Annotated in this window: 25 protein-coding genes; 12 read left to right on the top strand and 13 right to left on the bottom strand. The window is 71.8% G+C overall.

Going from position 1 to position 23,659, the window contains the following annotated elements; genetic code table 11:
* The first annotated feature begins 8 nt into the window (after nt 1–8).
* Nucleotides 9–704, top strand: coding sequence for an HAD family hydrolase (locus ACTWJ8_RS06600; RefSeq protein ID WP_443263265.1), 696 nt, complete (start codon nt 9–11; stop codon nt 702–704).
* A gap of 205 nt (nt 705–909) precedes the next feature.
* The gene (locus ACTWJ8_RS06605) at nt 910–1,626 is read left to right on the top strand and encodes a TetR/AcrR family transcriptional regulator (protein ID WP_356383804.1); all 717 of its coding nucleotides are present in this window, start codon (nt 910–912) and stop codon (nt 1,624–1,626) included.
* Here ACTWJ8_RS06605 and ACTWJ8_RS06610 read toward each other — a convergent pair.
* On the bottom strand, nt 1,614–3,113 hold the full coding sequence (locus ACTWJ8_RS06610; protein ID WP_443263266.1) for an LVIVD repeat-containing protein: 1,500 nt from the start codon (nt 3,111–3,113) through the stop codon (nt 1,614–1,616). The two genes, ACTWJ8_RS06605 and ACTWJ8_RS06610, sit on opposite strands and share 13 nt — an antisense overlap.
* Nucleotides 3,114–3,221: 108 nt before the next feature.
* Between ACTWJ8_RS06610 and ACTWJ8_RS06615 the strand changes: the two genes are divergently transcribed.
* Nucleotides 3,222–3,866 (top strand): DUF305 domain-containing protein, encoded by a 645-nt coding sequence (locus ACTWJ8_RS06615; protein WP_356383801.1) that lies wholly within the window; start codon nt 3,222–3,224, stop codon nt 3,864–3,866.
* An 80-nt stretch (nt 3,867–3,946) separates the two neighbouring features.
* Complete coding sequence (locus tag ACTWJ8_RS06620; RefSeq protein ID WP_443263267.1) at nt 3,947–5,293, top strand: NADP oxidoreductase; 1,347 nt, start codon at nt 3,947–3,949, stop codon at nt 5,291–5,293.
* 12 nt (nt 5,294–5,305) lie between these two features.
* Here ACTWJ8_RS06620 and ACTWJ8_RS06625 read toward each other — a convergent pair whose 3' ends face one another.
* The gene (locus ACTWJ8_RS06625) at nt 5,306–5,680 is read right to left on the bottom strand and encodes an ArsR/SmtB family transcription factor (protein ID WP_443263268.1); all 375 of its coding nucleotides are present in this window, start codon (nt 5,678–5,680) and stop codon (nt 5,306–5,308) included.
* Between the two features lie 173 nt (nt 5,681–5,853).
* On the opposite strand from ACTWJ8_RS06625, the gene ACTWJ8_RS06630 reads away from it, so the two are divergent.
* A complete protein-coding gene (locus tag ACTWJ8_RS06630; RefSeq protein ID WP_443263269.1) occupies nt 5,854–6,936 on the top strand; it encodes an NADH:flavin oxidoreductase/NADH oxidase in 1,083 nt (360 codons plus the stop codon).
* 76 nt (nt 6,937–7,012) lie between these two features.
* Here ACTWJ8_RS06630 and aztD read toward each other — a convergent pair whose 3' ends face one another.
* The 4 genes from aztD to aztB are packed head-to-tail and all read right to left on the bottom strand — an operon-like array spanning nt 7,013 to nt 11,301.
* Nucleotides 7,013–8,209 carry a zinc metallochaperone AztD gene (gene aztD, locus ACTWJ8_RS06635; protein WP_443263270.1) on the bottom strand — a complete coding sequence of 399 codons (1,197 nt, stop codon included), beginning with the start codon at nt 8,207–8,209 and terminating at the stop codon, nt 7,013–7,015.
* Between the two features lie 31 nt (nt 8,210–8,240).
* Nucleotides 8,241–9,206, bottom strand: a complete 966-nt coding sequence (gene aztC, locus ACTWJ8_RS06640; protein WP_356383787.1) for a zinc ABC transporter substrate-binding protein AztC — start codon at nt 9,204–9,206, stop codon at nt 8,241–8,243.
* Entirely contained in the window at nt 9,203–10,420 is a 1,218-nt protein-coding gene (locus tag ACTWJ8_RS06645; protein WP_443263271.1) for a hypothetical protein, read from the bottom strand. The genes aztC and ACTWJ8_RS06645 overlap by 4 nt, the downstream gene beginning before the upstream one ends.
* Nucleotides 10,417–11,301: a zinc ABC transporter permease AztB gene (gene aztB, locus ACTWJ8_RS06650; RefSeq protein WP_443263273.1), complete on the bottom strand. Its 885-nt coding sequence runs from the start codon at nt 11,299–11,301 to the stop codon at nt 10,417–10,419. Before aztB ends, ACTWJ8_RS06645 begins: the two co-directional genes overlap by 4 nt.
* Nucleotides 11,302–11,316: 15 nt before the next feature.
* On the opposite strand from aztB, the gene aztA reads away from it, so the two are divergent.
* A complete protein-coding gene (aztA, locus tag ACTWJ8_RS06655) occupies nt 11,317–12,060 on the top strand; it encodes a zinc ABC transporter ATP-binding protein AztA (RefSeq protein WP_443263274.1) in 744 nt (247 codons plus the stop codon).
* Nucleotides 12,061–12,097: 37 nt separating this feature from the next.
* Here aztA and ACTWJ8_RS06660 read toward each other — a convergent pair whose 3' ends face one another.
* Nucleotides 12,098–12,592 (bottom strand): nuclear transport factor 2 family protein, encoded by a 495-nt coding sequence (locus tag ACTWJ8_RS06660; RefSeq protein ID WP_443263275.1) that lies wholly within the window; start codon nt 12,590–12,592, stop codon nt 12,098–12,100.
* Between the two features lie 30 nt (nt 12,593–12,622).
* Nucleotides 12,623–13,417 (bottom strand): helix-turn-helix domain-containing protein, encoded by a 795-nt coding sequence (locus tag ACTWJ8_RS06665; RefSeq protein ID WP_443263276.1) that lies wholly within the window; start codon nt 13,415–13,417, stop codon nt 12,623–12,625.
* A 119-nt stretch (nt 13,418–13,536) separates the two neighbouring features.
* On the opposite strand from ACTWJ8_RS06665, the gene ACTWJ8_RS06670 reads away from it, so the two are divergent.
* The gene (locus ACTWJ8_RS06670) at nt 13,537–13,896 is read left to right on the top strand and encodes a nuclear transport factor 2 family protein (protein WP_443263277.1); all 360 of its coding nucleotides are present in this window, start codon (nt 13,537–13,539) and stop codon (nt 13,894–13,896) included.
* 31 nt (nt 13,897–13,927) lie between these two features.
* Nucleotides 13,928–14,437 (top strand): hypothetical protein, encoded by a 510-nt coding sequence (locus ACTWJ8_RS06675; RefSeq protein ID WP_443263278.1) that lies wholly within the window; start codon nt 13,928–13,930, stop codon nt 14,435–14,437.
* Between the two features lie 3 nt (nt 14,438–14,440).
* Here ACTWJ8_RS06675 and ACTWJ8_RS06680 read toward each other — a convergent pair whose 3' ends face one another.
* From ACTWJ8_RS06680 to ACTWJ8_RS06690, 3 genes are all read right to left on the bottom strand, one after another.
* Entirely contained in the window at nt 14,441–15,235 is a 795-nt protein-coding gene (locus ACTWJ8_RS06680) for an amino acid ABC transporter ATP-binding protein (protein ID WP_443263279.1), read from the bottom strand.
* Between the two features lie 8 nt (nt 15,236–15,243).
* Complete coding sequence (locus tag ACTWJ8_RS06685) at nt 15,244–16,032, bottom strand: amino acid ABC transporter permease (protein WP_356383889.1); 789 nt, start codon at nt 16,030–16,032, stop codon at nt 15,244–15,246.
* 62 nt (nt 16,033–16,094) lie between these two features.
* Nucleotides 16,095–16,925, bottom strand: a complete 831-nt coding sequence (locus ACTWJ8_RS06690) for a transporter substrate-binding domain-containing protein (RefSeq protein ID WP_443263280.1) — start codon at nt 16,923–16,925, stop codon at nt 16,095–16,097.
* Nucleotides 16,926–17,139: 214 nt separating this feature from the next.
* Between ACTWJ8_RS06690 and ACTWJ8_RS06695 the strand changes: the two genes are divergently transcribed.
* The 4 genes from ACTWJ8_RS06695 to ACTWJ8_RS06710 all read left to right on the top strand — a co-directional run bounded on the left by ACTWJ8_RS06695 (nt 17,140) and on the right by ACTWJ8_RS06710 (nt 20,818).
* The gene (locus ACTWJ8_RS06695; RefSeq protein ID WP_356383762.1) at nt 17,140–18,078 is read left to right on the top strand and encodes a LysR substrate-binding domain-containing protein; all 939 of its coding nucleotides are present in this window, start codon (nt 17,140–17,142) and stop codon (nt 18,076–18,078) included.
* Nucleotides 18,079–18,114: 36 nt separating this feature from the next.
* Nucleotides 18,115–18,558 carry an RrF2 family transcriptional regulator gene (locus ACTWJ8_RS06700; RefSeq protein WP_443263281.1) on the top strand — a complete coding sequence of 148 codons (444 nt, stop codon included), beginning with the start codon at nt 18,115–18,117 and terminating at the stop codon, nt 18,556–18,558.
* Nucleotides 18,559–18,665: 107 nt separating this feature from the next.
* Nucleotides 18,666–19,862, top strand: coding sequence for a globin domain-containing protein (locus tag ACTWJ8_RS06705; RefSeq protein ID WP_443263282.1), 1,197 nt, complete (start codon nt 18,666–18,668; stop codon nt 19,860–19,862).
* A gap of 128 nt (nt 19,863–19,990) precedes the next feature.
* Nucleotides 19,991–20,818 carry a transporter substrate-binding domain-containing protein gene (locus ACTWJ8_RS06710; protein ID WP_443263283.1) on the top strand — a complete coding sequence of 276 codons (828 nt, stop codon included), beginning with the start codon at nt 19,991–19,993 and terminating at the stop codon, nt 20,816–20,818.
* 3 nt (nt 20,819–20,821) lie between these two features.
* Here the strand turns inward: ACTWJ8_RS06710 and ACTWJ8_RS06715 are convergent, their stop codons facing one another.
* Nucleotides 20,822–22,399 carry a M81 family metallopeptidase gene (locus ACTWJ8_RS06715; protein ID WP_443263284.1) on the bottom strand — a complete coding sequence of 526 codons (1,578 nt, stop codon included), beginning with the start codon at nt 22,397–22,399 and terminating at the stop codon, nt 20,822–20,824.
* The gene (locus ACTWJ8_RS06720; protein WP_443263285.1) at nt 22,396–23,583 is read right to left on the bottom strand and encodes an ROK family protein; all 1,188 of its coding nucleotides are present in this window, start codon (nt 23,581–23,583) and stop codon (nt 22,396–22,398) included. The genes ACTWJ8_RS06715 and ACTWJ8_RS06720 overlap by 4 nt, the downstream gene beginning before the upstream one ends.
* Nucleotides 23,584–23,659 lie beyond the last annotated feature (76 nt).

Below are 23,659 nucleotides of genomic sequence, written 5' to 3' on the forward strand. Positions count from 1 at the left end.
TCGGGCGCATGACGATCAAAGCCGTGCTGTTCGACTTCTCCGGGACGCTGTTCCGCATCGAGTCCACCGCGTCCTGGCTGCGCGCCGTGCTCGACGAGGCGGGCCTGACGATGCCCGAGGAGGCGTTCGTACGCGCCGCCGAGGACCTTGACACGGCGGGCGCGCTGCCGGGCGGCAGCACGCACCAGTCGAACGTGCCGGAGCACCTCGCCGAGCTGGTCGCCGTCCGCGACGTGGACGCCTCGCGGCACCGGGCCGCGTACACCGGCCTCGCCCGCCAGGTGCCGCTGCCGGACGAGCGGCTCTACGACGCCCTGTACGACCGGCACATGACGCCCGCCGCCTGGCGGCCCTACCCGGACGCCCGCGAGGTGCTCGCCGCCCTGCGCGAGCGCGGCGTCCGGGTCGCCGTGGTCAGCAACATCGGCTGGGACCCGCGCCCCGTCTTCGAAGCGCACGGCCTCGACCGGTACGTCGACACGTACGTCCTGTCGTACCGGCACGGCGTCACGAAGCCGGATCCGCGGCTCTTCGCGGCGGCCTGCGAGGAGTTGGGCACCGCGCCCGGCGACACGCTGATGGTGGGCGACGACCGGATCGCGGACGGCGGTGCGGCGGAGCTGGGCTGCGCGGTGCACTTCGTGGACCATCTGCCCGTCGAGGCCCGCCCCGACGGGCTGCGCCCCGTGCTCGACCTGCTCTGACGGGACGCCCGCCCGACGCCGCGTCACCTGACACGGCGGCACCCCACACGCACACATCCCGCACACGACACGACCGCACTCGGACGATCCCCCGCGTCGCCCGAGTACGGCCGGTCCTCCCCCGCGCGCACCACACCCCGAGGGGCCGGTGGCCGGGAAGCGCTGAGTATAGTTGGCTGCGAGCCAGTCAACGCAGGAGTCAAGAATGTCCCCCCGCAGCGCATCGGTCAATGAGGAGTTGCGCCGACGTTCCCGCGAGCGGCTCCTGCAGGCGACGCTGGAGCTCGTCGGGGAGCGCGGGTACGACGCGACGACGCTCGGCGACATCGCGGACCGCGCCCGTTCGGCGCGCGGTCTCGTCTCGTACTACTTCCCCGGGAAGCGGCAGTTGTTGCAGTCGGCCGTGCACCGGCTGATGCACCGCACGCTGGAGGAGGCGCTGGAGCGCGAGCCGCGGCCCGCGCCCGAGGACGGCGACGAACGCCTTGCGCGCGCCATCGACGCGATCCTGGGTCTGGCCCGCGACCATCCGGTGCTGATGCGCACGCACATGGCGGGGATCCTGCAGGCCGAGGGCTTCGTGCAGTGCCCCGAGCAGCAGCGGCTCGCGGCGCTGCTGCGGGACACGGTGCTGCGGCACGGCACGCTCGACGTCGACACGGACTACCCGCTGCTGCGGGCGCTGTTGATGGGCGCCGTGTTCTCGATCCTGGTGCCCGGGGTGCCGATGCCGGTCACGACGCTGCGCACCGAACTGTTCCACCGCTACGAGCTGGAGTGGCGGCGGGGCTTCCCGCCGGACGACGAGGATGACGCGTCGTCCGACGAGAGCCCCGCGCACGGCAGACCGGCGGATTTCTCACGCTACTTCGAGCCGCTCTCGCCCGCCGCTCACGGCGATGCGTCCGCTCAGTCGAAGTAGTCCGGCTGCGTCTGGACGTTGAGCTCGCCGAGGCGGACCTTGGCCGCCGGGTCGGTCCTGGCGTCCTTGATCTTCAGGACGTCGAAGCCCTTGGCGATGTCGTTCGAGTACACGTAACCGTTGTAGTAGTACGCGGACCAGGAGCCGCCCGTGGTCATCTTGTCCGTGGTGAGCGGGCCCCGCTCGAAGTAGCCGATCTCCTTGGGCTTCGAGGAGTCGGTGAAGTCCCAGACGGAGACGCCGCCCTGGTACCAGGCCTGCACCATCAGGTCCTTGCCCTTGACCGGGATCAGCGAGCCGTTGTGGGCGACGCAGTTCTCGGTGTCGGCCTGGTGGCGCGGGATCTTGAAGTAGCTCTTGAAGACGAGCTTGCGCTTGTCGCCCTTGCCGGTGATGTCGTAGATGCCGTCGGCGCCGCGGTTCGGGCCGATCTCGGCGTTGCAGGTGGCCGCGCCGCCGCCACCCAGCTCGTCGGTGAAGACGACCTTGTTCGCCTTCTGGTTGAAGGTCGCCGAGTGCCAGAACGCGAAGTTGACGTTGTCCTGGACCTGGTCGATGACCTTCGGGTTCTCCGGGTCCTTGATGGAGAACAGGATGCCGTCGCCCATGCAGGCGCCCGCCGCGAGGTCCTTGGAGGGCAGCACGGTGATGTCGTGGCAGCCGGTGGTCTTGGAGACGCCCGGGTTGGTGGGCGCGCCGGGGTTGCCGCCGCCGTCCTCGCCCTCCCCGGGGAAGAGCACCGGGAAGTTCACGACGGCCGCCTTCTGCGGCGCGTCGCGCGGCACCTTGATGACCGAGATGCCGTCGTGCGGCGGCTGGCAGTCGGGGAAGGACGCGCTGGGCGAGTAGGAGGAGACGTAGATGTAGACGTTCTTCTTCTCCGGCACCAGGCTGTGGGTGTGCGAGCCGCAGGCGGTCTCGACGGCGGCGACGTACTTCGGGTTCTTCTTGTCGCTGATGTCGAAGACCTTCATGCCCTCCCAGGACGACTTCTCGGTCGCCGGCTGGGTGGTGGAGGCGCAGGAGTCGTCGCTGCGGGAGCTGTCCGTGGACAGGAACAGCAGGTTCCCGGAGACGGAGACGTCGTTCTGGGAGCCGGGACACAGCACCTGGGCGACCGTCTTCGGCGCCTTCGGGTTGCTGATGTCGAAGACGCGGAAGCCGTCGTAGTTCCCGGCGAACGCGTACTTGCCCTGGAAGGCGAGGTCCGAGTTCGTGCCGGGCAGCGCGTCCTTGGGGATGTTGGTGACGTGCTCGACGTTGTCCGAGTGGACGACCTCGTCCTGGCCGGGTATCTCACCGGCGGATATGGACTTCTCGACCTCGGCCTCGGTGCTCTTCGAGACGCTCTTGGGCGCCTGCGACCTGTCGCCCGGGTCGGGCGTCGCCGAGACGGGTCCCGCGGCGAGCAGCGCCGCGAGGAGTCCGGCCGCGGCCGTGGCAACTCCCAGGCGTCTGCGCCGTGTTCGGGGGGAGTACAGGGTCACTGTTGTCTCCTTGGGTGACGGTGAGTTCGCTCGTACGTGAACGATTCACGGATCTCCCCGAGTATCGTCTTCCTCATGCACAGATCAATAGATGGCAACGCAATCGTCATGAAAGTTGCTGTCGCCGCGCTGGCGGCGGTGTCGGCGCTGGCATTGACCGGGTGCGACTCAGGGGGTTCGGACGGCGCCGCCAAGGCCAACTCCCGTGTGTCCGACGGCCCTTCGGTGATCGCGCCCGGCAAGCCGGGCGACGCGGCCGAGACACTGTCGGCCAAGGACGCGGAGCGGCGCGGCGCGGACGACACCCCGAACTCGGCGGACGTCACGTACGCGCAGATGATGATTCCGCACCACGAACAGGCCCTGGAGATGACCGAATTGGCTCCGAAGCGGGCCGATTCGGAGCAGGTCAAGCGGCTCGCCGAGCGGATCTCGGCGGCGCAGGGCCCGGAGATCGGGGCGATGCGCGCCTGGCTCCAGAAGTACGACAAGGACACCGAGGCCGGCGGCCACCACGCGCACGACGCGATGCCCGGCATGGCGACGCCGACCCAGCTGAAGAAGCTGAAGGCCGCCCACGGCAAGGCGTTCGACGAGCTGTTCCTGAAGCTGATGATCACGCACCACCAGGGCGCCGTGACGATGGCCACCGAGGTCAAGAGCGGCGGGAACAACGTGCAGGTCGAGGAGATGGCGGACGACGTGATCGCGCAGCAGACCACGGAGATCGCCCGGATGCGCGACATGTCCTGAGCCACGGCCGCACCCCTCCCCCGCCGCGGCTCCCGGTGTCATGCTGGAGGTCAGGAGCACCACGGCGGAGGGAGCCTCCAGTGCCGCACATCGCCGTCGTCGGCTCGGGCCCGAGCGGGGTCTACACCGCGCAGGGCCTGGTGCGGCAGGACCGCGTCCCGGACCTGCGCGTGGACGTGCTCGACCGGCTGCCGTGCCCGTACGGGCTCGTGCGGTACGGGGTGGCGCCGGACCACGAGAAGATCAAGTCGCTCCAGGGCAGTCTGCGTTCGGTCCTGGAGGACGAGCGGGTGCGCTTCGTCGGGGGCGTGGAGATCGGCCCCGCGCTGCCGCCCGCCCGACTCCTGGAGCTGTACGACGCGGTGGTGTACTGCGTGGGCGCGGCGGCCGACCGGCGGCTCGGGGTGCCGGGCGAGGATCTGCCGGGCAGCTGGTCGGCGACGGACTTCGTGGCCTGGTACAGCGCGCACCCGGACGCGGTCGACGGCGGTTTCGTGCGCGGCGTGCGCGCGGCGGTGGCCGTCGGGGTGGGCAATGTCGCGGTCGACGTGACGCGGATGCTGGCGCGCGGCGCCGCCGAGCTGCTGCCCACCGACATGCCGGACGCCGCGCTCGGCACCCTCGCGGCGAGCGAGGTCAGGGACGTGCACATGGTGGGCAGGCGCGGCCCCTCGCAGGCCCGTTTCACCACAAAGGAGCTGCGGGAGCTGGGCGGGCTCCCGGACACCGGGATCGTCCTGGACGAGCGGGAGCTGGCGCTCGACCCCGCGTACGTCGATCCGTCCGGGCTTACCGCGGCGCAGCGGCGCAATGTGGAGGTGCTGCGGGGCTGGGCCGCCGCCCCCGGGCGGAACACGGGCCGCCGGATCCATCTGCGCTTCTTCCTGCGCCCCGTGGAGATCCTCGCGGGCGGCGACGGGCGGGTGGCCGGGGTGCGCTTCGAGCGGACGCGGCCCGACGGGCGGGGCGGCGTGGTGGGCACGGGCGCCTTCGAGGACATCGACGCCGGTCTTGTGCTGCGGTCGGTCGGCTATCGCGGGGTGCCGCTGAAGGGCCTGCCGTTCGACGAGGCCACCGGCACCGTGCCGCACGAGGCCGGAAGAGTGCTGCGGGACGGGCGCGTGTCGCCCGGCGAGTACGTCGCCGGATGGATCAAGCGGGGCCCGACCGGCGTGATCGGCACCAACCGCCCGTGCGCGAAGGAGACCGTCACCTCGCTCCTGGACGACGCCCCCGGGCTCGTACGCGGCGGCGGGCGGGCCCGTGATCCGCTGGCCGGGCTGATCGAGGCCGGGGCGCGGCCCGTGCTGTGGGACGGGTGGCGGGCGATCGAGCGCGCCGAGGCCGAACTCGGCCGGGGTCTCGGGCGCGGGCCCGTGAAGATCCCGGACTGGGACGGGCTGCTGAGCGTCGCGCGCGAGGCGTAGCGCCCGGCGGGGTCAGCCCTCGCCGAGCCGCGCGTCCTGCCGGTCGGCGGCGTCGAGCACGGCGTCGAGCAGGCCGGGGAAGAGCGCGTCCAGGTCGTCCCTGCGCAGCCCGTTGAGCTTGGCGGTGCCCCGGTAGACCTGGACGATCACGCCGGCCTCGCGCAGCACCCGGAAGTGGTGCGTGGTCGTCGACTTGGTGACGGGCAGGTCGAACGCGGAGCAGGACAGCTCGGCCTCCTCCGACGTCGCCATCTCGCGGACGACGGCGAGCCGCATCGGGTCGGACAGCGCGTGCAACACGGCCTCGAGCCGGATCTCCTCGCGCTCGGGGTGCGCGAGCGTGCGGCCGCCGACGGCGGTCCCGGTGTGCGGTGCTGCGGTCGTCATGGACGACTCCCCTTCGCGGTGCGTGCGGCTCGACGCGTACGGCGCGTCACGGCTCATTGTACGAGACCTCTCGTAGTTTGACATCTGCCGTACTACGATGGCTATCGTACGAAGCAGGTCCTCGTCGCACCCCTCGAGGCCATTTCCGCGATCCACACCGAATGGAGTCCGCCGTGAGCGCACTGTTCGAGCCCTACACCCTGCGGTCCCTGACCATCCCGAACCGCGTGTGGATGCCGCCGATGTGCCAGTACAGCGCGGCTCCCGAAGGCCCGCTCACGGGTGCGCCGAACGACTGGCACTTCCAGCACTACGGGGCGCGCGCCGCCGGCGGCACCGGCCTGATCATCGTCGAGGCGACGGCCGTCTCCCCCGAGGGCCGGATCTCCCCGCAGGACCTCGGCATCTGGAACGACACGCAGGTCGAGGCGTTCCGGCGGATCACCTCGTTCCTGAAGTCGCAGAACACCGTGCCGGGCATCCAGCTCGGGCACGCGGGCCGCAAGGCGTCGACCGACCGGCCCTGGAAGGGCGGCGCGCCGGTGGGCCCCGAGGCGCACGGCTGGCAGCCCGTCGCGCCGAGCGCCGTGCCGTTCGACGAGCAGCACCCCACGCCGACCGAGCTGACGGTCGACGGCATCAAGGAGATCGTCCACCAGTTCGTGGCCGCCGCGAAGCGCTCCCTCGACGCCGGTTTCCAGGTGATCGAGCTGCACGGCGCCCACGGCTACCTGATCGGCGAGTTCCTCTCCCCGCACTCCAACAAGCGCACCGACGCGTACGGCGGCTCGTACGAGAACCGCACGCGCTTCGCGCTGGAGGTCGTCGACGCGGTGCGCGCCGTGTGGCCCGAGGAGCTGCCGCTGCTGTTCCGCATCTCCGCCACGGACTGGCTGGAGGGCGAGGAGGGCTGGACCGCCGACGACACCGTCCGGTTCGCCGCCGAGCTGAAGGAGCACGGCGTGGACCTGATCGACGTGTCGACGGGCGGCAACGCGGCGGGCGTCCGCATCCCGGTCGGCCCCGGCTACCAGGTGCCGTTCGCGGCCCGTGTCCGCAACGAGGCCGGTGTCCCGGCCGCCGCCGTCGGCCTGATCACCGAGGCCGAGCAGGCGGAGAAGATCCTCGCGAACGGCGAGGCCGACGCGGTCCTGCTCGGCCGCGAGCTGCTGCGCGACCCGTCGTTCGCCCGCCACGCGGCGCGCGAGCTGGGCGCGGAGAGCCACGTCCCCGACCAGTACCACCGCTCGGTCTGAGCCCAGCAGCACGTACGCCCCCGCGTGACCACGGATCGCGGGGGCGTACGCGTTTTGGGGGCCGGGCGGACAGGCCCTAGTGTCCGGCCACCACACCCGACAGCTCGTTCGTGCCCTTGGGCAGCTTCACGGACGTGATCTTCTTGCCACTGTCGAGGTCGATGGCGTGCAGGGCCTTCTCGCCGGGCTCGGAGACGTACGCGGTGTGGTCGCGGACGAACAGGGTCGGCCGGGGCTGCTGCCAGTCGAGGGGCTCGCGCCACTCGCCGACCGCGTCGATCCGCTTCTCGACCTTGCCGGTGTCCGGGTCGATGACGTGCAGCTTTCCGTCGGTGCCCAGGACCAGTGCCTCGCCCTCGGGGCCGCGCGCGAGGGAGCGGAAGGAGTAGCTGGTGCCGAGGTCGACGAGGCGGAGCTTCTTCTTCTCCGTGTCGACGAGGGAGATCCGCGTGGGCCGCTCCAACTCGGCCTCGGCGTCCGTCTTGTAGTCGCCGAGGAGGACAGGGGACTTCTCGCTGCCGGCCTGGTTCCCGATGCGGCCGTAGTCGTCCGGAGCGTCGATCTTCGTGAACTCGCCGTCCTTGTGGACGAGGATGCCGTCCTCGCAGCCGATGCCTATCGCCTCGCCCTGGGCGGCGGCCTCGCCGTGCACGCCGGGGCACTTCTCGTTGCGGGCGATCTCCTTGTTGTCCTTGTCGAGGACGAGGACGCCGGTGCGCTTCTCCTTGTCGCCGAGCGTGCTGAGGAGCTGTCCGTTCTTCAGCTCGATGGCCACGCCGTGGTGGGCCTTCGCGGAGGTGTACGTGCGGCCCTCGGGCTTCTCGCCGCCTGCCAGGTCGGCGGGGTCGAAGACGTTGACCTCGCCGGTGCCGTCGGTGAACAGCACCGTCTTCCCGGCGTGCCGCACGACGTGGCCCGGCTCGGAGCCCTTGTACGTAATGTCGGTGAGGCGCTTTCCGGTGGCGTCCAGGACACGGAAGCCGCTGTCGGTGGAGACGACGACGTGGTCCTTGTCGCCGGCCGGGTTGAGGCGGTTGAAGCCGGGCAGGTCGATCGTGCCGCCCAGCTTCAGGGTTGTGCCGTCGAGGATGTAGAGGCCGCCGTCGAATCCGGCGACGAGCGGGTCGTCGACCGCCTGCGCGGGTGTGGCGCGGGCCCCCTTGGCGGCGCTCTTCTTCGTGTCGTCCTCGTTGCCGCAGGCGGTCAGCACGGTGGCGAAGGCCAGGGCGCAGGCGGTTCCGCCGAGGGCTCTCCTGCGGGTGGTGGTGTTCACGGGTGATCCTTCCGGGTGGGAGCTGGTGGGGTCAGCGGGCGGTGAGGCCCTTGGTCATCGCGGTGGTGTTGGCGCGCATCATGCGCAGGTACGTGTCCGCTCCCTCGCCCTTCGCCGTCAGGGACTCCGAGTACAGCGGCACTACCTGGACCCGGCCGCCCATCTCCTTGCGGAGCACGTCGGCCAGGCGGGTGGGCTGCGAGGAGTCGGCGAACACGGTGTTCACGCCCGCCCGTTCCATGGCTTCGGTGAGGGAGCGCAGGTCGGAGGAGCTGGGCGAGGCGAGGGTGGTGCCGCTGGGGACGACGGCGCCGATGACGCGCAGGTCATAGCGGTCGGCGAGGTAGCCGAAGACGTGGTGGTTGGTGACGAGGGAGCGGCGGTCCTCCGGGACACTGTCGAAGGACTTCCGCATCCACGCGGCGAGGTCGGCGAGTTGTCCGTCGTAGCGCGCGGCGCGGGCCCGTACCGCGCTCTTGTCGACGCCGCCGACGTGCTCGGTGATCTGCTCGGCGATGAGTCCCGCCGCCTTGCGCATGCGCTCGGGGTCGGTCCAGAAGTGCGGGTCGGGCTGCCCCTCACCCGCGCCGTCGCCCGTGTGGAAGGTGAGCGGGGCGACGGCCCTGCCGACCTCGAAGGTGGCGACGCCCGACTCGCGGGCGGCGTCGACGTGCCGCAGCACGTTCTCCTCCAGGCCGAGGCCGTTGTGCACGACGAGGTCGGCGCGCTCCAGGTCGGCGGCCTGCCGGGCGGACAGGCCGAAGGAGTGCGGGTCGGCGTCGGGTTTCATGAGGACGGTGACCTCGGCCTGGTCGCCCGCGATCTGCCGGGTGACGTCGCCGAGGATGTTCGTGGTGACGACGATCCGGGGCCGCTCGCCGCCGGTGGCGCAGCCGGTCACCGTGGCGAACGCGGCCAGGGCCAGCAGTCCGAGCAGCAGGCTCCGCAGCCGCGCGGCGCCCACCCGTACGCGCTTCTTGGCCTCGCCCGCGCTCATCGGCCGGTCTCCGCCATGAGCGCGGGTTCGATGTCGAGGTCGAAGGTGCGGGCGATGCGCAGGTCGTCGTTGTAGTCGACCTCGAACACCCGCTTGCCGTCGGGGTCGTTGACATAGGCGCGGCTGCGGTCGACCTCGACGACCGGGGCGTCCGGCTTCCCTGTCAGCAGCTTCTTCGTACGGGCGGTCTCCTTGCCGGTGCCGATGTCGTAGCCGTGCAGCCGGCCGTCGGTCTCCAGGACGAGGAGCGGTGCCCCTTCGCCCGCGGTGTTGGCCGCGACGACGGGCCCGGTGTCGATCCGCTTCCAGTCGCGCTCGCCGACGTCGAGGACCCATACGGCGTCGTCGCCTGCCCGCGCGGTGAGGGTGTCGCTGCCGGGGCGCTGCCGGAACTCGACGGCGCGTTCGCCGTCCGTCACGTCCTCGTCGTACGGGATCCGTTCGGCGGTGAAGGTGCCCTTGTCCTCGCGGACGAGCAGGGCGCCGTCGGCGCAGCCGAGCACGAGGCCGCGCCGGGTGACGGCGTCGCCCTTCGGGTCGTCGCACGTCGCGTCGGGTGCGATGACGCGCTTGCCCTTGCGGTCCAGGACGGTGAGTTTCGTGGTGCCGTCGTCGTCGGCGAGGCCCACCAGGTGCTCCGCGTACGGGACGACGGGTCCTGTGCGGGTGCCGGGCAGGGTCCGGGTGCGGGCGATGTCGCCCTTCTCCAGCTTGCCGCGGTCGTACAGGACGGTCCTTCCGTCCTCGCCGGTCACCGCGGTCACGGCGGCGTCGCCGCGGATCGACGCGTCGCGACTGTCGGGCAGTTCGCCGACGTCGCGTATCGCGGCGCGGTAGTAGTGCACGTGGTCGCCGTGGTCCACGGTCCAGGAGCCGCCGTCGACCAGGTGGGTGCCGTCGGGGGTGTGGAGGTGGCCGAAGCGGCCGTCGGTGGTGAGGCGCGTGGCGTCGGCGACGCGGTCGGTCGTGGTCACCTTGCCGGTGATGAGGTCGAGGACGCGGGTGTCTCCGCTGTCGGGGTCGTTGAGGACGAGCCGGGACTGCTGCTCGGCGCCCTCCTTCGCGCCGGGGACGTAGCCGTGCGGGGCGGCGGACGGCGAACTCGCGGTGGACTTCGGGTCGTTGGACTCGCCCGAGGCGCACCCCGTGGCGAGCAGGGCGGTGAGGGCCAGCGGGACCGGGGCCCACTTCGCCGCGCTGGTTCTGGCGGTCAAGACATTGCCTCCGACGTGCTTCGGTCGAGTTCGGGTACGGGGGCCGGGGCGGCGGCGCGTGACACACGCCGGTGCCGCACGCCCGACGCGAGGTGGGAGAGGAAGAAGAGGCTCACGGCGAGCGCCGACACGGTGGCCCCCGCGGCCGTCCCCAGGTGCCAGGACAGCAGCAGCCCGCCGAAGGTGGCCGCGGCCCCGAGCAGCGCCGCGCCTGCCATCACCCCGCGTACTCCGCGGGCCCAGGGCAGCGCGGCGGCGGGCGGCGCGATCAGCAGTCCGAGCACGAGCAGCGTGCCCACGATGTGGAACGAGGCGACGATCGCGAGTCCGAGCAGCCCGAGCAGCACGGCGTGCGCGAGCCGCGGCCGCAGCCCCAGGGTGTGCGCCTTGCGGGCGTCGAAGGTCAGGGCGAGGAAGGCCCGGTGGCCGAGCGCCGACACGACGAGCGCCACGAGGAGCGCACCGCCGAGCAGCACGAGGTCCCGGTCGCGTACGGCGAGGACGTCGCCGAAGAGGAGGCCGGTCAGATCCACCGCGAAGGACTGCGAGCGCGACACGATGATCACGCCGAGGGACAGCATGCCGACGAAGAGCAGTCCGATGCCGGTGTCCCGCGAGAGCCTTCTGGTCCGGCCGAGGGCGGTCACGCCCGCCGTCATCACGGCGGCGCTCGCGACGGCGCCCAGCATCAGGTTCCCGCCGAGCAGCGCGGCCAGCGCGACGCCGGGCAGCAGGCCGTGGGACATCGCGTCGCCGAGGAAGGCCATCCCCCTGAGCACGACCCAGGTCCCGGCGAGCGCGCAGATCGCGGACACCAGGATGCCGCCCCACAGGGCGCGCTGCACAAAGGCCACCTCGAAGGGGGCCGTCAACCACTCCATGCGGAGGACAGTACAATGAAAACCATGTTCAACAAACCGACCGTCCCACCGCAGCGGCACCCCGCTCCGGGCGTCCGCGTGCGACTCACCAGCCTCTGCGCGGGTTATCCGGGCCGCCCGGTGCTCGACCAACTCACCTACGACGTACGGGCATTGGGCAGCACGGCGCTCGTCGGACCGAACGGCAGCGGGAAGTCCACGCTGCTCGGTGTGCTCGCCGGTGTGATCCGTCCTACATCCGGCGAGGTGGTGCACGGCGGGGAGCTGCGGCCCGCGTTCGTGCCGCAGCGCGGCGCCGTCGGGGACGAACTGCCGCTGACCGTGCGGCAGACGGTGGAGATGGGGCGCTGGGGCGGGCTCGGGGTGTGGCGCAGGCCGACGCGGCGCGACCGGGCGGCGGTCGACGAGGCGCTCGACCGGCTCGGCGTCGGCGCCCTCGCGGGGCGTCAGTTGGGCGAGCTGTCGGGTGGGCAGCGGCAGCGGACGCTGATCGCGCAGGGGCTCGCCCAGGAGTCCGACCTGCTGCTCCTGGACGAGCCGACGACGGGCCTCGACCCGGAGGCCAGGGACCGGATCGGATCACTCCTGGCGGACCTCGCGGCCGAGGGCGTCACCGTCGTCCAGGCCACCCACGACCTGGACACCGCACGCTCGGCCGACGCGTGCCTGCTGCTGCGCGACGGCCTCCTCGCGGGGCAGGGCCGCCCCGACGAGGTCCTGACGGACGCGGCACTGGCCCGGGTCTGGCAACCGGCCTGACGTGCGGTTCAGCGGGCCGGCGGCCCGGACAGGGCTGTCAGCGTGCCGGGCCCGGTTCGCCCAGGTTCCGCGTCGGACCGCCGAACGGCAGGACCAGCGTCCGGCTCGCCATCAGCCACTGCCCGTCCACCCTGCGGAAGGTGTCCTCGTAGTGGCCGATGTTCGCGGGCGGCGGTGGCGGGACGTAGCCGTGGCCCGGGTATCCGTCGACGCGGTATGTCGCGAAGTACGTGGTGGCCCGCGCGGTGTCCGGTGAGTCGACGGTGACCAGGATGTTCGTGCACAGCCGACGGGACAGGCGGTCGGCGGGGCGGCCGCCGAAGTAGGCGCGCAGGGCGTCGCGGCCCGCGATCCTGCGGTCGTCGTAGGGCCACTCCCAGACACCGTCGGTCGTGAAGAGCTCGGCGACCGTCGCCGGGTCGCCCAGGTCGAGGCGGCGGACCAGCTCCAGGATCAGGCGCTCGCAGGCGCGCTCCGCCAGGAGGCGGTCCAGCGGGTCGAGGGGGTCGTCGGCCGGGGTGTCCTTGGTCATCGTCCAGTCCTACCAAGTGGCGCCCGGTGGCTACGAGTTGTTTTGGAAGCGGCGGCGGGTCGGCTCGTCCGCCGGGAGGAACGTCTCCAGGTGCAGGCCTTCGAGCGCGGCGTCGGTGGGCGTGGTGAGCTGGGCCGACGTGCTGAAGAAGCGCAGCGGGTCCGCGCCGGGGACGGTGAGTTCCAGGGTGAGGACGGGGCTGCCGGTCGGGGCGGTGCGGGGCACGGACGCGAGGTGCCGGGCGGTCTCCTCCGCGAGGGCGAAGTGCCGCGGGTCGTGGCTGCGTTCGGCGCGGTGGACCAGCTGGTGGTGCAGGTGGGAGGCCCACTCCGTGAAGTTCCGGATGCGCGGGGCGAGGCCGCGCTCGTGCACGCACAGGCGGATGACGTTGATGGGCGGCTCCAGGAGTTCCGGCGCGCAGCCTTCGAGGAGCGCGCCCACGCCGTCGTTCGCGTCGACGACGTCCCAGTAGGTGTCCAACAGCAGCGCCGGGTACGGCATATGGGCGTCGAGGAGTTCGCGCAGCCCGTCCATGACGACGGCGAGCGAGGCGTCCGCCAGGTCGCGGTCACGGTACTGCGGCGCGTAACCGCCCGCGAGGAGCAGCCGGTTGCGCTCGCGCAGCGGAACGTCGAGGTGGTCCGCCAGGTGCAGGATCATCTCCGGCGTCGGATGCGCCCTGCCGGTCTCGACGCGGCTGAGGTGCCGCGTGGAGACGGCGGAGCGGTTCGACAGCTCCTGCTGGCTGAAGCGGCGGCGCTCGCGCCAGCCGCGCAGCAGCGGTCCGACGGCGCGGGTGTCCACGGGGTCCACGACGGTGGTCATGACGGCAGCCTACGACGGCGAGGCGCGCTCGCCATGACCTGTGAGGTCATGGAGGTTCCGCCGCCGCCCGGCCACCGTGGTGGGCGTCAACACACCACAGACCAGCGGAGGTTCGGACCATGACCACCCACCACGCCGTCGACGCCTACCTCGCCACCTGGAACGCGCGGGGCGAGCAGCGCACGAAGCTCATCGCCGAGCACTGGGCGTCCGACGCCACGTACACCGACCCGCTGGCCGAGGTCGCGGGGCACGACGCGCTGGACGCGCTGATCGGCGGGGTGCACGAGCAGTTCCCCGGCTGTGTGTTCACGCCGGTCGGCGCCGTGGACGCGCACCACCGGCAGCTGCGGTTCCAGTGGGGTCTCGGGCCCGATGGCGCCGAACCGCTGGCGGTCGGCTTCGACGTGCTGATCCTGGACGAGGACGGCCGGATCAAGGACGTCCGCGGCTTCCTGGACAAGGTGCCCGGCGCCTGACCCGACGCGACGTCACCTAGGGTGTCGTGGCATGTACATCTCGAACAGCGCCCTCTCCGGGTCCCGCCGCAACCGCCTCGTCATGGGCGGGATCCTCACCCCGTTTCTGGCCCTGCTCGGGGTGGTGTTCACCGTCGTGGCCGTGAACTCCGCCGACAGCCCGCTGTCGCTCGCCGCCTTCGCGGCGGTGGCGGTGTCGGCGTTCGCGGTCGCGTGGTGGGGCGCCCGCTACTGGCACGCGGCGCTCAAGGGGACCCGGGAGCCGAGCTGGTGGCCGTGGGCCCTGCCGCCCGTCACCCTCGTCACGATCCTCGTCGTGTCCGGCGTCCGCGCGCTGCGGGCCGGGGACGACGGGGGCGTCGGCCTCCTGGTGATGGCCGGTTTCCTGCTGCTCCCGGCCGTCATCGGCGGCGTGGCGGGCCTGATCGGAGGCCGCGCGCACCGGAACCGCACACGGCGGGCGCCCGCCCCGGCCCCGCACTCCCCCGCGCCTCAGCGGCCGGCGCGGGCCTGGGGCTCGATCGACCGGGACGCCTCCTGAGCGCTACGCCTCCGCGGTCGGCGCCTGCGCCGGGTGGACGACCCGTGCCAGGAACGAACGGGTGCGCTCGTGGCGGGGGTTGCCGAGCACCTCGTCCGGGCGGCCCTCCTCGACGACCACGCCGTCGTCCATGAACACCACGCGGTCCGCGACCTCGCGGGCGAAGCCCATCTCGTGGGTGACGACCATCATCGTCATGCCCTCGTCGGCCAGGGACCGCATCACGCCGAGCACATCGCCGACGAGTTCGGGGTCGAGCGCGGACGTCGGCTCGTCGAACAGCATCAGCTCGGGCCCCATCGACAGGGCGCGGGCGATGGCGACCCGCTGCTGCTGGCCGCCGGAGAGCTGCGCCGGATAGCTGGTCTCCTTGTCGGCGAGGCCGACCCGTTCGAGGTGGGCGCGCCCGGTCCGCTCGGCCTCGGCCCGGTCCCTGCCGAGCACCCGGCGCTGCGCGATCGTCAGGTTCTCCAGGACGTTCAGGTGCGGGAAGAGGTTGAACTGCTGGAACACCATGCCGATCCGGCGGCGCACGCGGTCGATGTCGAGGTCCGGGTCGGTGAGGTCGGCGCCCGCCACCACCACCCGCCCCGAGGTGGGCTCCTCGAGGAGGTTGGTGCAGCGCAGCAGGGTGGACTTGCCGGAGCCCGAGGGGCCGATGACGCACACCACCTCGCCGCGCTCGACGGTGAAGTCGATGCCGCGCAGCACCTCCAGGTCGCCGAACGACTTGTGCAGTCCCTGGATCTCGATGGCCGCGGTCATGGGTGTGTCCCCGTCCTTGGTGTCGGATGTCATGGCGCGTGTCACCTGGCCTTCGCGTGCCGCGCTTCGAGGCGGCGCACCAGATAGCCGAGGGGGACGGTGACGAGGAGGTAGCACAGGCCCGCGACGAAGATGGGTGTGCTGTTGGCGGTCTCGCCGGCCAGGTCCCGGCCGAACTTGGTGAGTTCGCGGGTCTCCAGGGAGACACCGAGGAAGAGGACCAGCGAGGAGTCCTTGAACAGGAGCACCAGTTCGTTCGTGAGCGGCGGCACGATGACGCGGAAGGCCTGCGGGATGACGATCGAGCGCATGGCGAGGGCCTGCGACATGCCGAGCGTGCGGGCGGCTTCCAACTGGCCGCGGGGCACCGCCTGGATGCCGGCCCTGATCGTCTCGGCCATGTACGCGGCGGCGACCAGGCCGAGCGCGATGGCCACCTGCCCGTACACACCGCCGGGCAGCGCGGTGCCGGGGAAGGCGAGCGGCACGCCGACGCCGATGAAGATGAAGATGAGCAAGGCGGGCAGGCCGCGGAAGAACTCGATGTAGACGGAGGCGAGCCAGCGGTAGGGCGCCACGGACGACAGCCGCATCAGGGCGATGACCAGGCCGAGCACGAGGCCGACGCCGAATCCGGTGAGGGTGTAGATCACCGTGTTGACCAGCGCCGTCGTGATCAGGTCGGGGAACATCCGGCGGGCGACGGACGGTTCGAGGAACTGGTGCTGGAGCTGCCCCCAGTCGGCGAGCGTCGCGGCGAGCAGCACGGCGGCGGCCAGGACCACGTACTGGACGACGCGCGTCACCTTGCGCCTGCGGCGTGGCGACATGCGCTTGCGGGGCGTGGCCGCCTCCCGCGAACTGCCGTCTGCGGAGGGCGACTTCACGGTGCTCACTTGTCGGCGCCCTTCGGCATCGGGCCGATCCACTTCTCGTAGAGCTTCTTGTACGTGCCGTCCTTCTTGGCCGCGCCGATCGCGTCGTTGATGGCGGCGAGCAGCTTCGGGTTGCCGCCCTTCTTCACGGCGAAGCCGTACCGCTCACCGGTCGGGACGGTGCCGAGGAGTTCGAACTTGGCGGCGACGGAGGAGTCCTTGAGCCAGTTCTGGACGACCGGGTAGTCCTGGATGAGGACGTCGACGCGGCCGGTGCGCAGCCCGTTGAGCTCGGCGTCGGAGCTCTCGAAGGACTGCGGGTCGACGCCCGTGGCGTGCGCCTTGTCCTCGCCGGTGGTCGCGGCCTGCGAACCCAGCCTGAGCTTCTTGGCCTTGACGTCGTCGAGGGTCTTCGCTTCGACGCCCTTGCGGGCGAGCAGCGCCTGGTCGGCGTCGAAGTACGGGTCGGAGAAGTCGAGGTTCTGCTTGCGCTCGTCGGTGATGGTCATGCCGGCGGCGGCGACGTCGCACAGGCCCGCGTTGAGGTCGGCGCCCGTCTTGATGGTCTCGAAGGACTTGTCGATGATGTCCTGCTTCACGTCGAGCTTCTTCGCGACGAGGTCCATGAGGGAGACGTCGAAGCCGACGACCTTGCCGTTCTTCTCCGACTGGAAGGGCGCGTACGGCAGGTGGGTGCAGGTGGTCAGCCTGCCCTTGTGGACCAGCTTCACCCCGCCCGCGGTCGTCGTGACGTCGGAGCTCTTGCTGCACGAGGTCGTCAGGGCCACGAGGCAGGCCGTGACGGCGAGCGGGACACAGCGGCGGGCGATGCGTGCGGTTGAGGTCACGTGACTTCCCTGGGTCGTGGCGGGACGAGTGGTGCGCTGCACGGACGCCCGAGAGCGTCGGTCCGGGGTGTGGGACCGGCACTGACCTCGGGAAACACGGGGGTTCGGACACACTGACGCACGGGCGCCGCGAGGTCCACATCGCGTTTCTTTGGCACCCCCAAGAAACTCTTATCGATCTTGACTTGCGGGGTGAACTCCATAGCTTGTACGCATGTTTGACTCGCGGCACATCCAGACGTTCGCCGAGGTCGTGCGCACGGGCTCCTACGCGGCGACCGCGCGGGACCTCGGGTACACGCAGCCCGCCATCAGTCAGCAGATGAAGGCGCTCGAACGCGCCGCGGGCACCCCGCTGTTCATTCGCGCGGGACGCGGGCTGCGGCTCACGGACGCGGGGCAGTTGCTGGCCCGGCACGCGACGGGCATCCTCAGCTCCCTGGAGACGGCCCATGGTCAGCTGAGGGCGATCACGCGCCTGGAGTCGGGGCGGGTACGGGTCTGCGCCTTCCCCAGCGCGAACGCCGCGCTGCTTCCCGCGACCGTCGCCCGGGTCGCGGCCGAACACCCCGGAATCCGCGTCGAGTTGTCGGAGGAGGAGCCGCCGGACTCGCTGCGCGCGCTGCGCGAGGGCCGCTGCGACCTGGCGCTCGCGTTCGCGCCCGAGGACGGCGCGACGGGCCGGGGGGCCGAGGAGGGGCTTGTCGAGGTGCCGCTGCTCGACGATCAGCTGCTGGTCCTGCTGCCGGTCGGGCATGCGCTCGCCGGGAGCGAACGGGTGGCGCTCGCGCGTCTGGAGCGGGAGCGGTGGATCGCGGGCTGCGCCCGCTGCCGTGGTCATGTCGTCGCGGCCTGCGCGGAGGCGGGCTTCGCGCCGGACATCGCCTTCACCACGGACGACACGCTGGCGGTGCGGGGGCTCGTGGCGGCGGGCGCGGGGATCGCGCTGGTGCCCGGCATGGCGCTGTCGTTCCTGCGCCACCCCGAGGTCGTGGCCCGTCCTCCGGAGCCCGCGAGCAGCCGCCGGGTGTCGGCGTACGTCCTGGCGGGGCACGAGTCGGCGCCGGTGACGGAGCTGATGCTGCGGACACTGGCCGAGACGGCGGCCGGTCTGCGGGACGGGAGCGCCGACCTCGGGAACGGAAACCGATAATTTGCATTCCAGATGCAACATTTATACTGTGCATTTATGCGGTTGACGCGATTCACGGACCTCGCCCTGCGCGTCCTGATGCGTCTCGCGGTGGAGGAGGGCGAACTGCCCACCACGCGCGAGGTGGCGGGCGCCATGCAGGTGCCGTACACGCACACCGCGAAGGTCGTCGCGAAGCTTCAGCGGATGGGGCTCGTGGAGGCGCGGCGCGGCCGGGGCGGCGGACTCGCCCTCACCGCGGGCGGCCGCTCGGCCTCCATCGGCGGACTCGTGCGCGAACTCGAGGGGCCGGGCGACGTCGTGGACTGCGACGGCGCGACTCCGTGCCCGCTGCGCTCGGCCTGCCGGCTGCGCGGCGCGCTGCGCGAGGCGCAGGAGGCGTTCTTCAGGACGCTGGACCCGCTCACGCTCGACGACCTTGTCAAGGACCCGACCGGCCCCCTCCTGGTGTCCCTCTCGCCCCCTCCGCCGACCGGCTGACTCCGACACCATGAGTGCGGGCAGCCGCCCGCCCCCACCCCCAGCGAGCCGGGAACCACCCGCACGCTTAAATATGAATCTGAGATGCAACTTAAGGAGTCCCGTCGATGCTCACCGACCAGTCGGCCGCCGTCGTCCGCGCCACCCTCCCCGCCGTGGGCGCCGCCATCGAGGACATCACCGGCCTCTTCTACGAGAAGCTGTTCGCGGCCCACCCCGAGCTGCTGCGCGACCTGTTCAACCGCGGCAACCAGGCGGCCGGCACCCAGCGCCAGGCCCTCGCCGGCTCGATCGCCGCGTTCGCGGGGCACCTCGTGAACCACCCGGACGACCGCCCCGACGTCATGCTGGCCCGCATCGCGCACAAGCACGCCTCCCTCGGCGTGCGCGCGGACCAGTACCCGGTCGTGCACGAGCACCTCTTCGCCGCCATCGCCGAGGTGCTCGGCGACGCGGTCACCCCCGAGGTCGCCGCCGCCTGGGACGAGGTGTACTGGCTGATGGCGAACGCCCTCATCGCCATCGAGAAGCGGCTCTACGCGGAGCAGGGCGCGGTCGACGGCGACGTGTGGCGCGAGTGGGAGGTGGTGTCGCGCGCCGAGGAGACGCCCGACGTCGCGTCCTTCCTGCTGCGCCCGGCCGACGGTGCCCCCGGACCCGCCTTCAAGGCGGGCCAGTACGTCTCCGTACAGGTCGAACTCCCGGACGGGGCACGCCAGATACGCCAGTACAGCCTGACCGGCGCGCCCGGCGCCACGGTCCGCTCCATCGCGGTGAAGCGGGTCGTGGGCGACGCGCCGTCGCCCGACGGCGAGGTCTCGAACCACCTGCACGCCCACGTCCACGAGGGCGACCGGCTGCGCGTCTCCGCACCGTACGGCGACCTCACCCTGACCGCCGTCGAGGCGCCCCTCCTGCTCGCCTCCGCCGGCATCGGCTGCACCCCGATCCTCGCCATGCTGGAGGATCTCGCCGCCACCCGGCACACGGGCCCGGTCACCGTCGTGCACGCCGACCGCTCCCCCGCCACCCACGCCCTGCGCACCGAACACGCGGCCCTCACCGCCAAACTCCCGGACGCCACGGCCCACTTCTGGTACGAGGAGGGCGCACCGACGGACCACCACGCGGGCCTCGCCGACCTCACGACCGTCCCCGTGCCCTCGGGCACCCACGCCTACCTCTGCGGCCCCCTCCCCTTCATGCGCACCCTGCGCGAACAACTCCTCGCCAAGGGCGTCTCCCCGTCGAACATCCACTACGAGGTCTTCGGCCCTGACCTGTGGCTGGCGGCCGCGGCGTAGCGGAGAGAGCCGGTGTCCGCGGCCCTTCCGAGCCGTGGACACCGTCTTCACCGGTGTGAACTCTTCTGACAGGGTGTGCCGCTGGACGATTCGTTCAGCTTGCAATCAACTGTCGAGGAGTAGTCGCGATGAGCCGCCGCACGTCCAGACAACGTGTCGCCACCCTGTCCGCCCTGGTCTGCCTGCTGGGCCTGACCGCCGCCGCTCCCGCCGCGCCGTCGGCGGTGCAGAAGGCCACCGGTAAGAAGGCGAGTCTGCTCGACTCGGTGCCGAAGTCCGGGGTGCTGCGGGTGTGCACGACCGGGGACTACAAGCCGTTCACGTACAAGGACCTGAAGGACGGTTCGTACAGCGGCATCGACATCGACATGGCGAAGGAGCTCGCCAAGAGCCTCGACGCGAAGGCCCGGTGGGTGGACACCACCTGGGCGAACATCGCCTCCGACCTGTCGGCCGGGAAGTGCGACGTCGCCGTCGGCGGTGTCTCGATCACTCTGCCGCGCGCCCGCCAGGTGTACTTCAGCGAGCCGACCCGCGAGGACGGCAAGACGCCGATCGTGCGGTGCGAGGACAAGGACAAGTACCAGACGCTGAAGGACATCGACCAGGCGGGGACGACCGTCATCGTCAACCCCGGTGGGACGAACGAGCAGTTCGCCCGGGCGAACATCAAGAACGCCACCATCAAGCTCCACCCGGACAACCGCACGATCTTCGACGAGATCGTGGCGGGCCGGGCGGACGTCATGATGACCGACGCGAGCGAGACGCTCTACCAGTCCAAGCTCCACCCCGAGCTGTGCTCGGTCCACCCCGACAAGCCGTTCACGTTCGCGGAGAAGGCGTACGCGACGCCGCGCGGCGACCGCGACTTCCACGAGTACGTCGACCAGTTCGTGCACCTGACGACGCACGACGGCACGTACGAGAAGTACGAGTCGGAGTGGTTGGACTGAGACCTACAACAGAGTCGCGGTGAGGTCGGGGCCCGGCCCCGTCTCGTACGCGTCCTCGTCGAAGGGGTACAGCGGGCGCTCCACCCGGTGGTGTCCCAGGCGCAGCAGGTCCTGGTCGACGCCGCCGGGGGTGAGCGCGAGCAGCCAGTCCGCCGCCATGTCGTGCAGCTCCGGCTCCAGGTAGCCGATCTTGACGACGACCACGTCGTACGTGCGCGGGTCGATGCCGAGTCCGCCGTCGGCCGGTCCCATGAAGTCGGCGAGGGTGTGGAACGGCTTGCGGCGCTCGACGAGGATCACGGTGAGGCCGCCGACGCGGACGGCCGCCATGTCGACGCCCCGGTCGTACGCCCCGCCCTCGGCGCGGTCCTTCTGGTCGGTGGCGCGCTGCAACGCCTCGACGGTTCCGGTGAGTTCGTACGGCCCGCCGTGGTTCGCGTCGACCTTGCCGCCGACGGAGAGCGTGACCTCGGCGCCGACCCCGGCCTCGAAGCAGGCCGCCACGGCGACGGGGTCGGTGATGCCGGGGTGGACCGCCGTGACCTTGCCCGTGCGGATCGCGTCGTTCTCGAGCAGCTTGCCGAGCATGTACGCGAGGTCGCCCGCGCCGCCCGCCGTCGGGTTGTCTCCGGAGTCGCTGATGAGGAAGGGGCGCCGGTCGGAGGCGACGGCCTGCTCGATGCACTCCTCGGCGCTGCCGGTCGGGCCGACGAAGAGGAAGTCCTTGCGGGCGTCCCAGTAGCGGCGGGCGAGGGACTCGGCCTCCCGCGCCGCGAGTTCGGCGTCGTCGCCGGTGACGACGATGGCCGCCTTGCAGCGCGGCTCGTCGGCCCAGGCGTAGCCGACCCACATGGCGGCGTCGAGGATGCCGTCCTTCTGCTCGATGTCGGCGAGCGAGGCGTAGAGCGACTTGGCGGGCTCCAGCCGTGTGCTGGTCTTCTCGCCGGGGAGCAGCACCGGGACCTGGACCCAGGCGCGGTGCGGGCGGACGCCCTCGCGCAGGCAGCGCACGAGGTTGCGGGCGGCGCGCTCGCGGGTGTCCCAGGCGTCCTCGTGCGGGGCGAGGCGGTGCGCGGTGAGCAGGTCGACGGGCTCGGCGAAGCGGCGTGAGACGTTGCCGTGCAGGTCCATCGCCGTGGAGATCATGGGGCGCCCCGCTGCCGGGTCGTCGGGGGTGCCGTTGTGGTCGAGGGCCGCGCGGACCGCTTCCGTGAGGTCGCCCTCGGCGTCGGTGAGGCCGATGACGCTCATGGCGCCGTGGATGTCGTAGACGAGCCCGTCGAGCGGGCCCGCCTCGCGTATCCGGGTGACGAGTTCGTTCTTGAGGATCAGGTACGACTCGGCCTCCACCGGGCCGCCGGGCAGCGACGTGGCGTGCAGCAGCGGCACCCACTCGACGAGATCGGCGAGGTCCGAGCCGGACCGCGTCCACGTGTAGCGGTCGAGGAGGTCCTGGCCGCGCGTCTGCCGGAAGTCGTCGGTGGTGGAGCGGTGCGGGCAGAACGTGGACGACTCGATGCCGATGCCGCCGATGCCGATGCGCAGGCGGCGGCCGGTGATCGGCGGGGTGGTGCTCGTCATGCGTGGACGCTCTCTTCCTTCGGGGCGGGGGCGGTGGTCGACAGGTGGGTGTGCAGCGCCGTGAGTCCCGCGCCGAGCAGGCCCGCGTCGCGGCCCGCGGCCGTCGTTGTGATCTCGAGGTCCGCCGTGGCGAGCGGCAGGCAGCGCTCGTAGAGGACGCCTCGCACGGCGGCGACGAGGGGTTCGGCGGTGGCGAGGACGCCGCCGATGGCGACGGCCCGCGGGTTGAAGAAGTTCACGACGACGGAGAGCACCGTGCCGATGTGGCGTCCCGCGGCGCGGACGAGGGTGGTGGCGACGGGGTCGCCGTCGGCGACGAGCTGGAGGAGTTCGGTGGTGTTCGCCACCTCGACGCCCTGCTCGGCAAGTTCGCGGATGAGGGCGGCGCCGCTGGCGACGGTCTCCAGGCAGCCGATGTTCCCGCAGGAGCAGGGCCTTTCGCCCGCGGCCTCGACGCGGACGTGGCTGATGTCGCCCGCGCTGCCGTTCGCACCGTCGTGCGGGCGGCCCGCGACGATGACGCCGCTGCCGATGCCGCGGCCCGCCTTCACCACGACCATGTGGTCGAGCTCGGGCCGGGAGGTGCGGTGCTCGCCGACCGCCATCATCGTGGCGTCGTTGGCGACGGTCACCGGCATGCCGAGCCGCTCGGCGAGGACGTCGCGCAGCGGGTAGCGGTGCCAGCCCGGCATCCGCGACGGGCTCAGGACCCGGCCGTCTGCGGGGTCGACGGGGCCGGGGAACGACACCCCGAGCGCCCGCACCGTACGCCCCGATTCCCGCTGCTTGTCCGCGAGCCGGGCCACCTGCTCGCACAGCCAGTCGACGGCGGACTCGGGTCCCGCGGTGATGTCGTGCGGCAGGTCGACGGCGTCATGCACCTCGGCGCCGAGGTCGACGGCGCCGAGCCGCGCGTGCCGGCTGCCGAGGTCGGCGGCGAGCGCGACGCCGCCCTGCGCCTTCACCCGGAGCAGCCGGGGCCTGCGCCCGCCGCGCGATGCGCCCTCGCCGGACTCGGTGAGCACGCCCGCCGCGACCAGCTCCTGCACGCGCAGCGAGACGGTGGAGGGCGCGAGGCCCAGCTCCCTGACGAGGTCGGCGCGGGAGGCCGCTGCTCCGGACGAGACGAGCCGCAGTATGTGCTGGGCCGAGCCCGGCTCGCCCTCGTGCGCGGTGTCCGCCATCACGTCCCCCTGGAGACTTGCTTCGCTGCGTACTTGCTTCGATCGGTTTGTTCGAGGTCGGACTGAACATTAACCA

This window comes from Streptomyces sp. SDT5-1, from assembly GCF_052245995.1.
Taxonomy (GTDB): Bacteria; Actinomycetota; Actinomycetes; order Streptomycetales; family Streptomycetaceae; genus Streptomyces.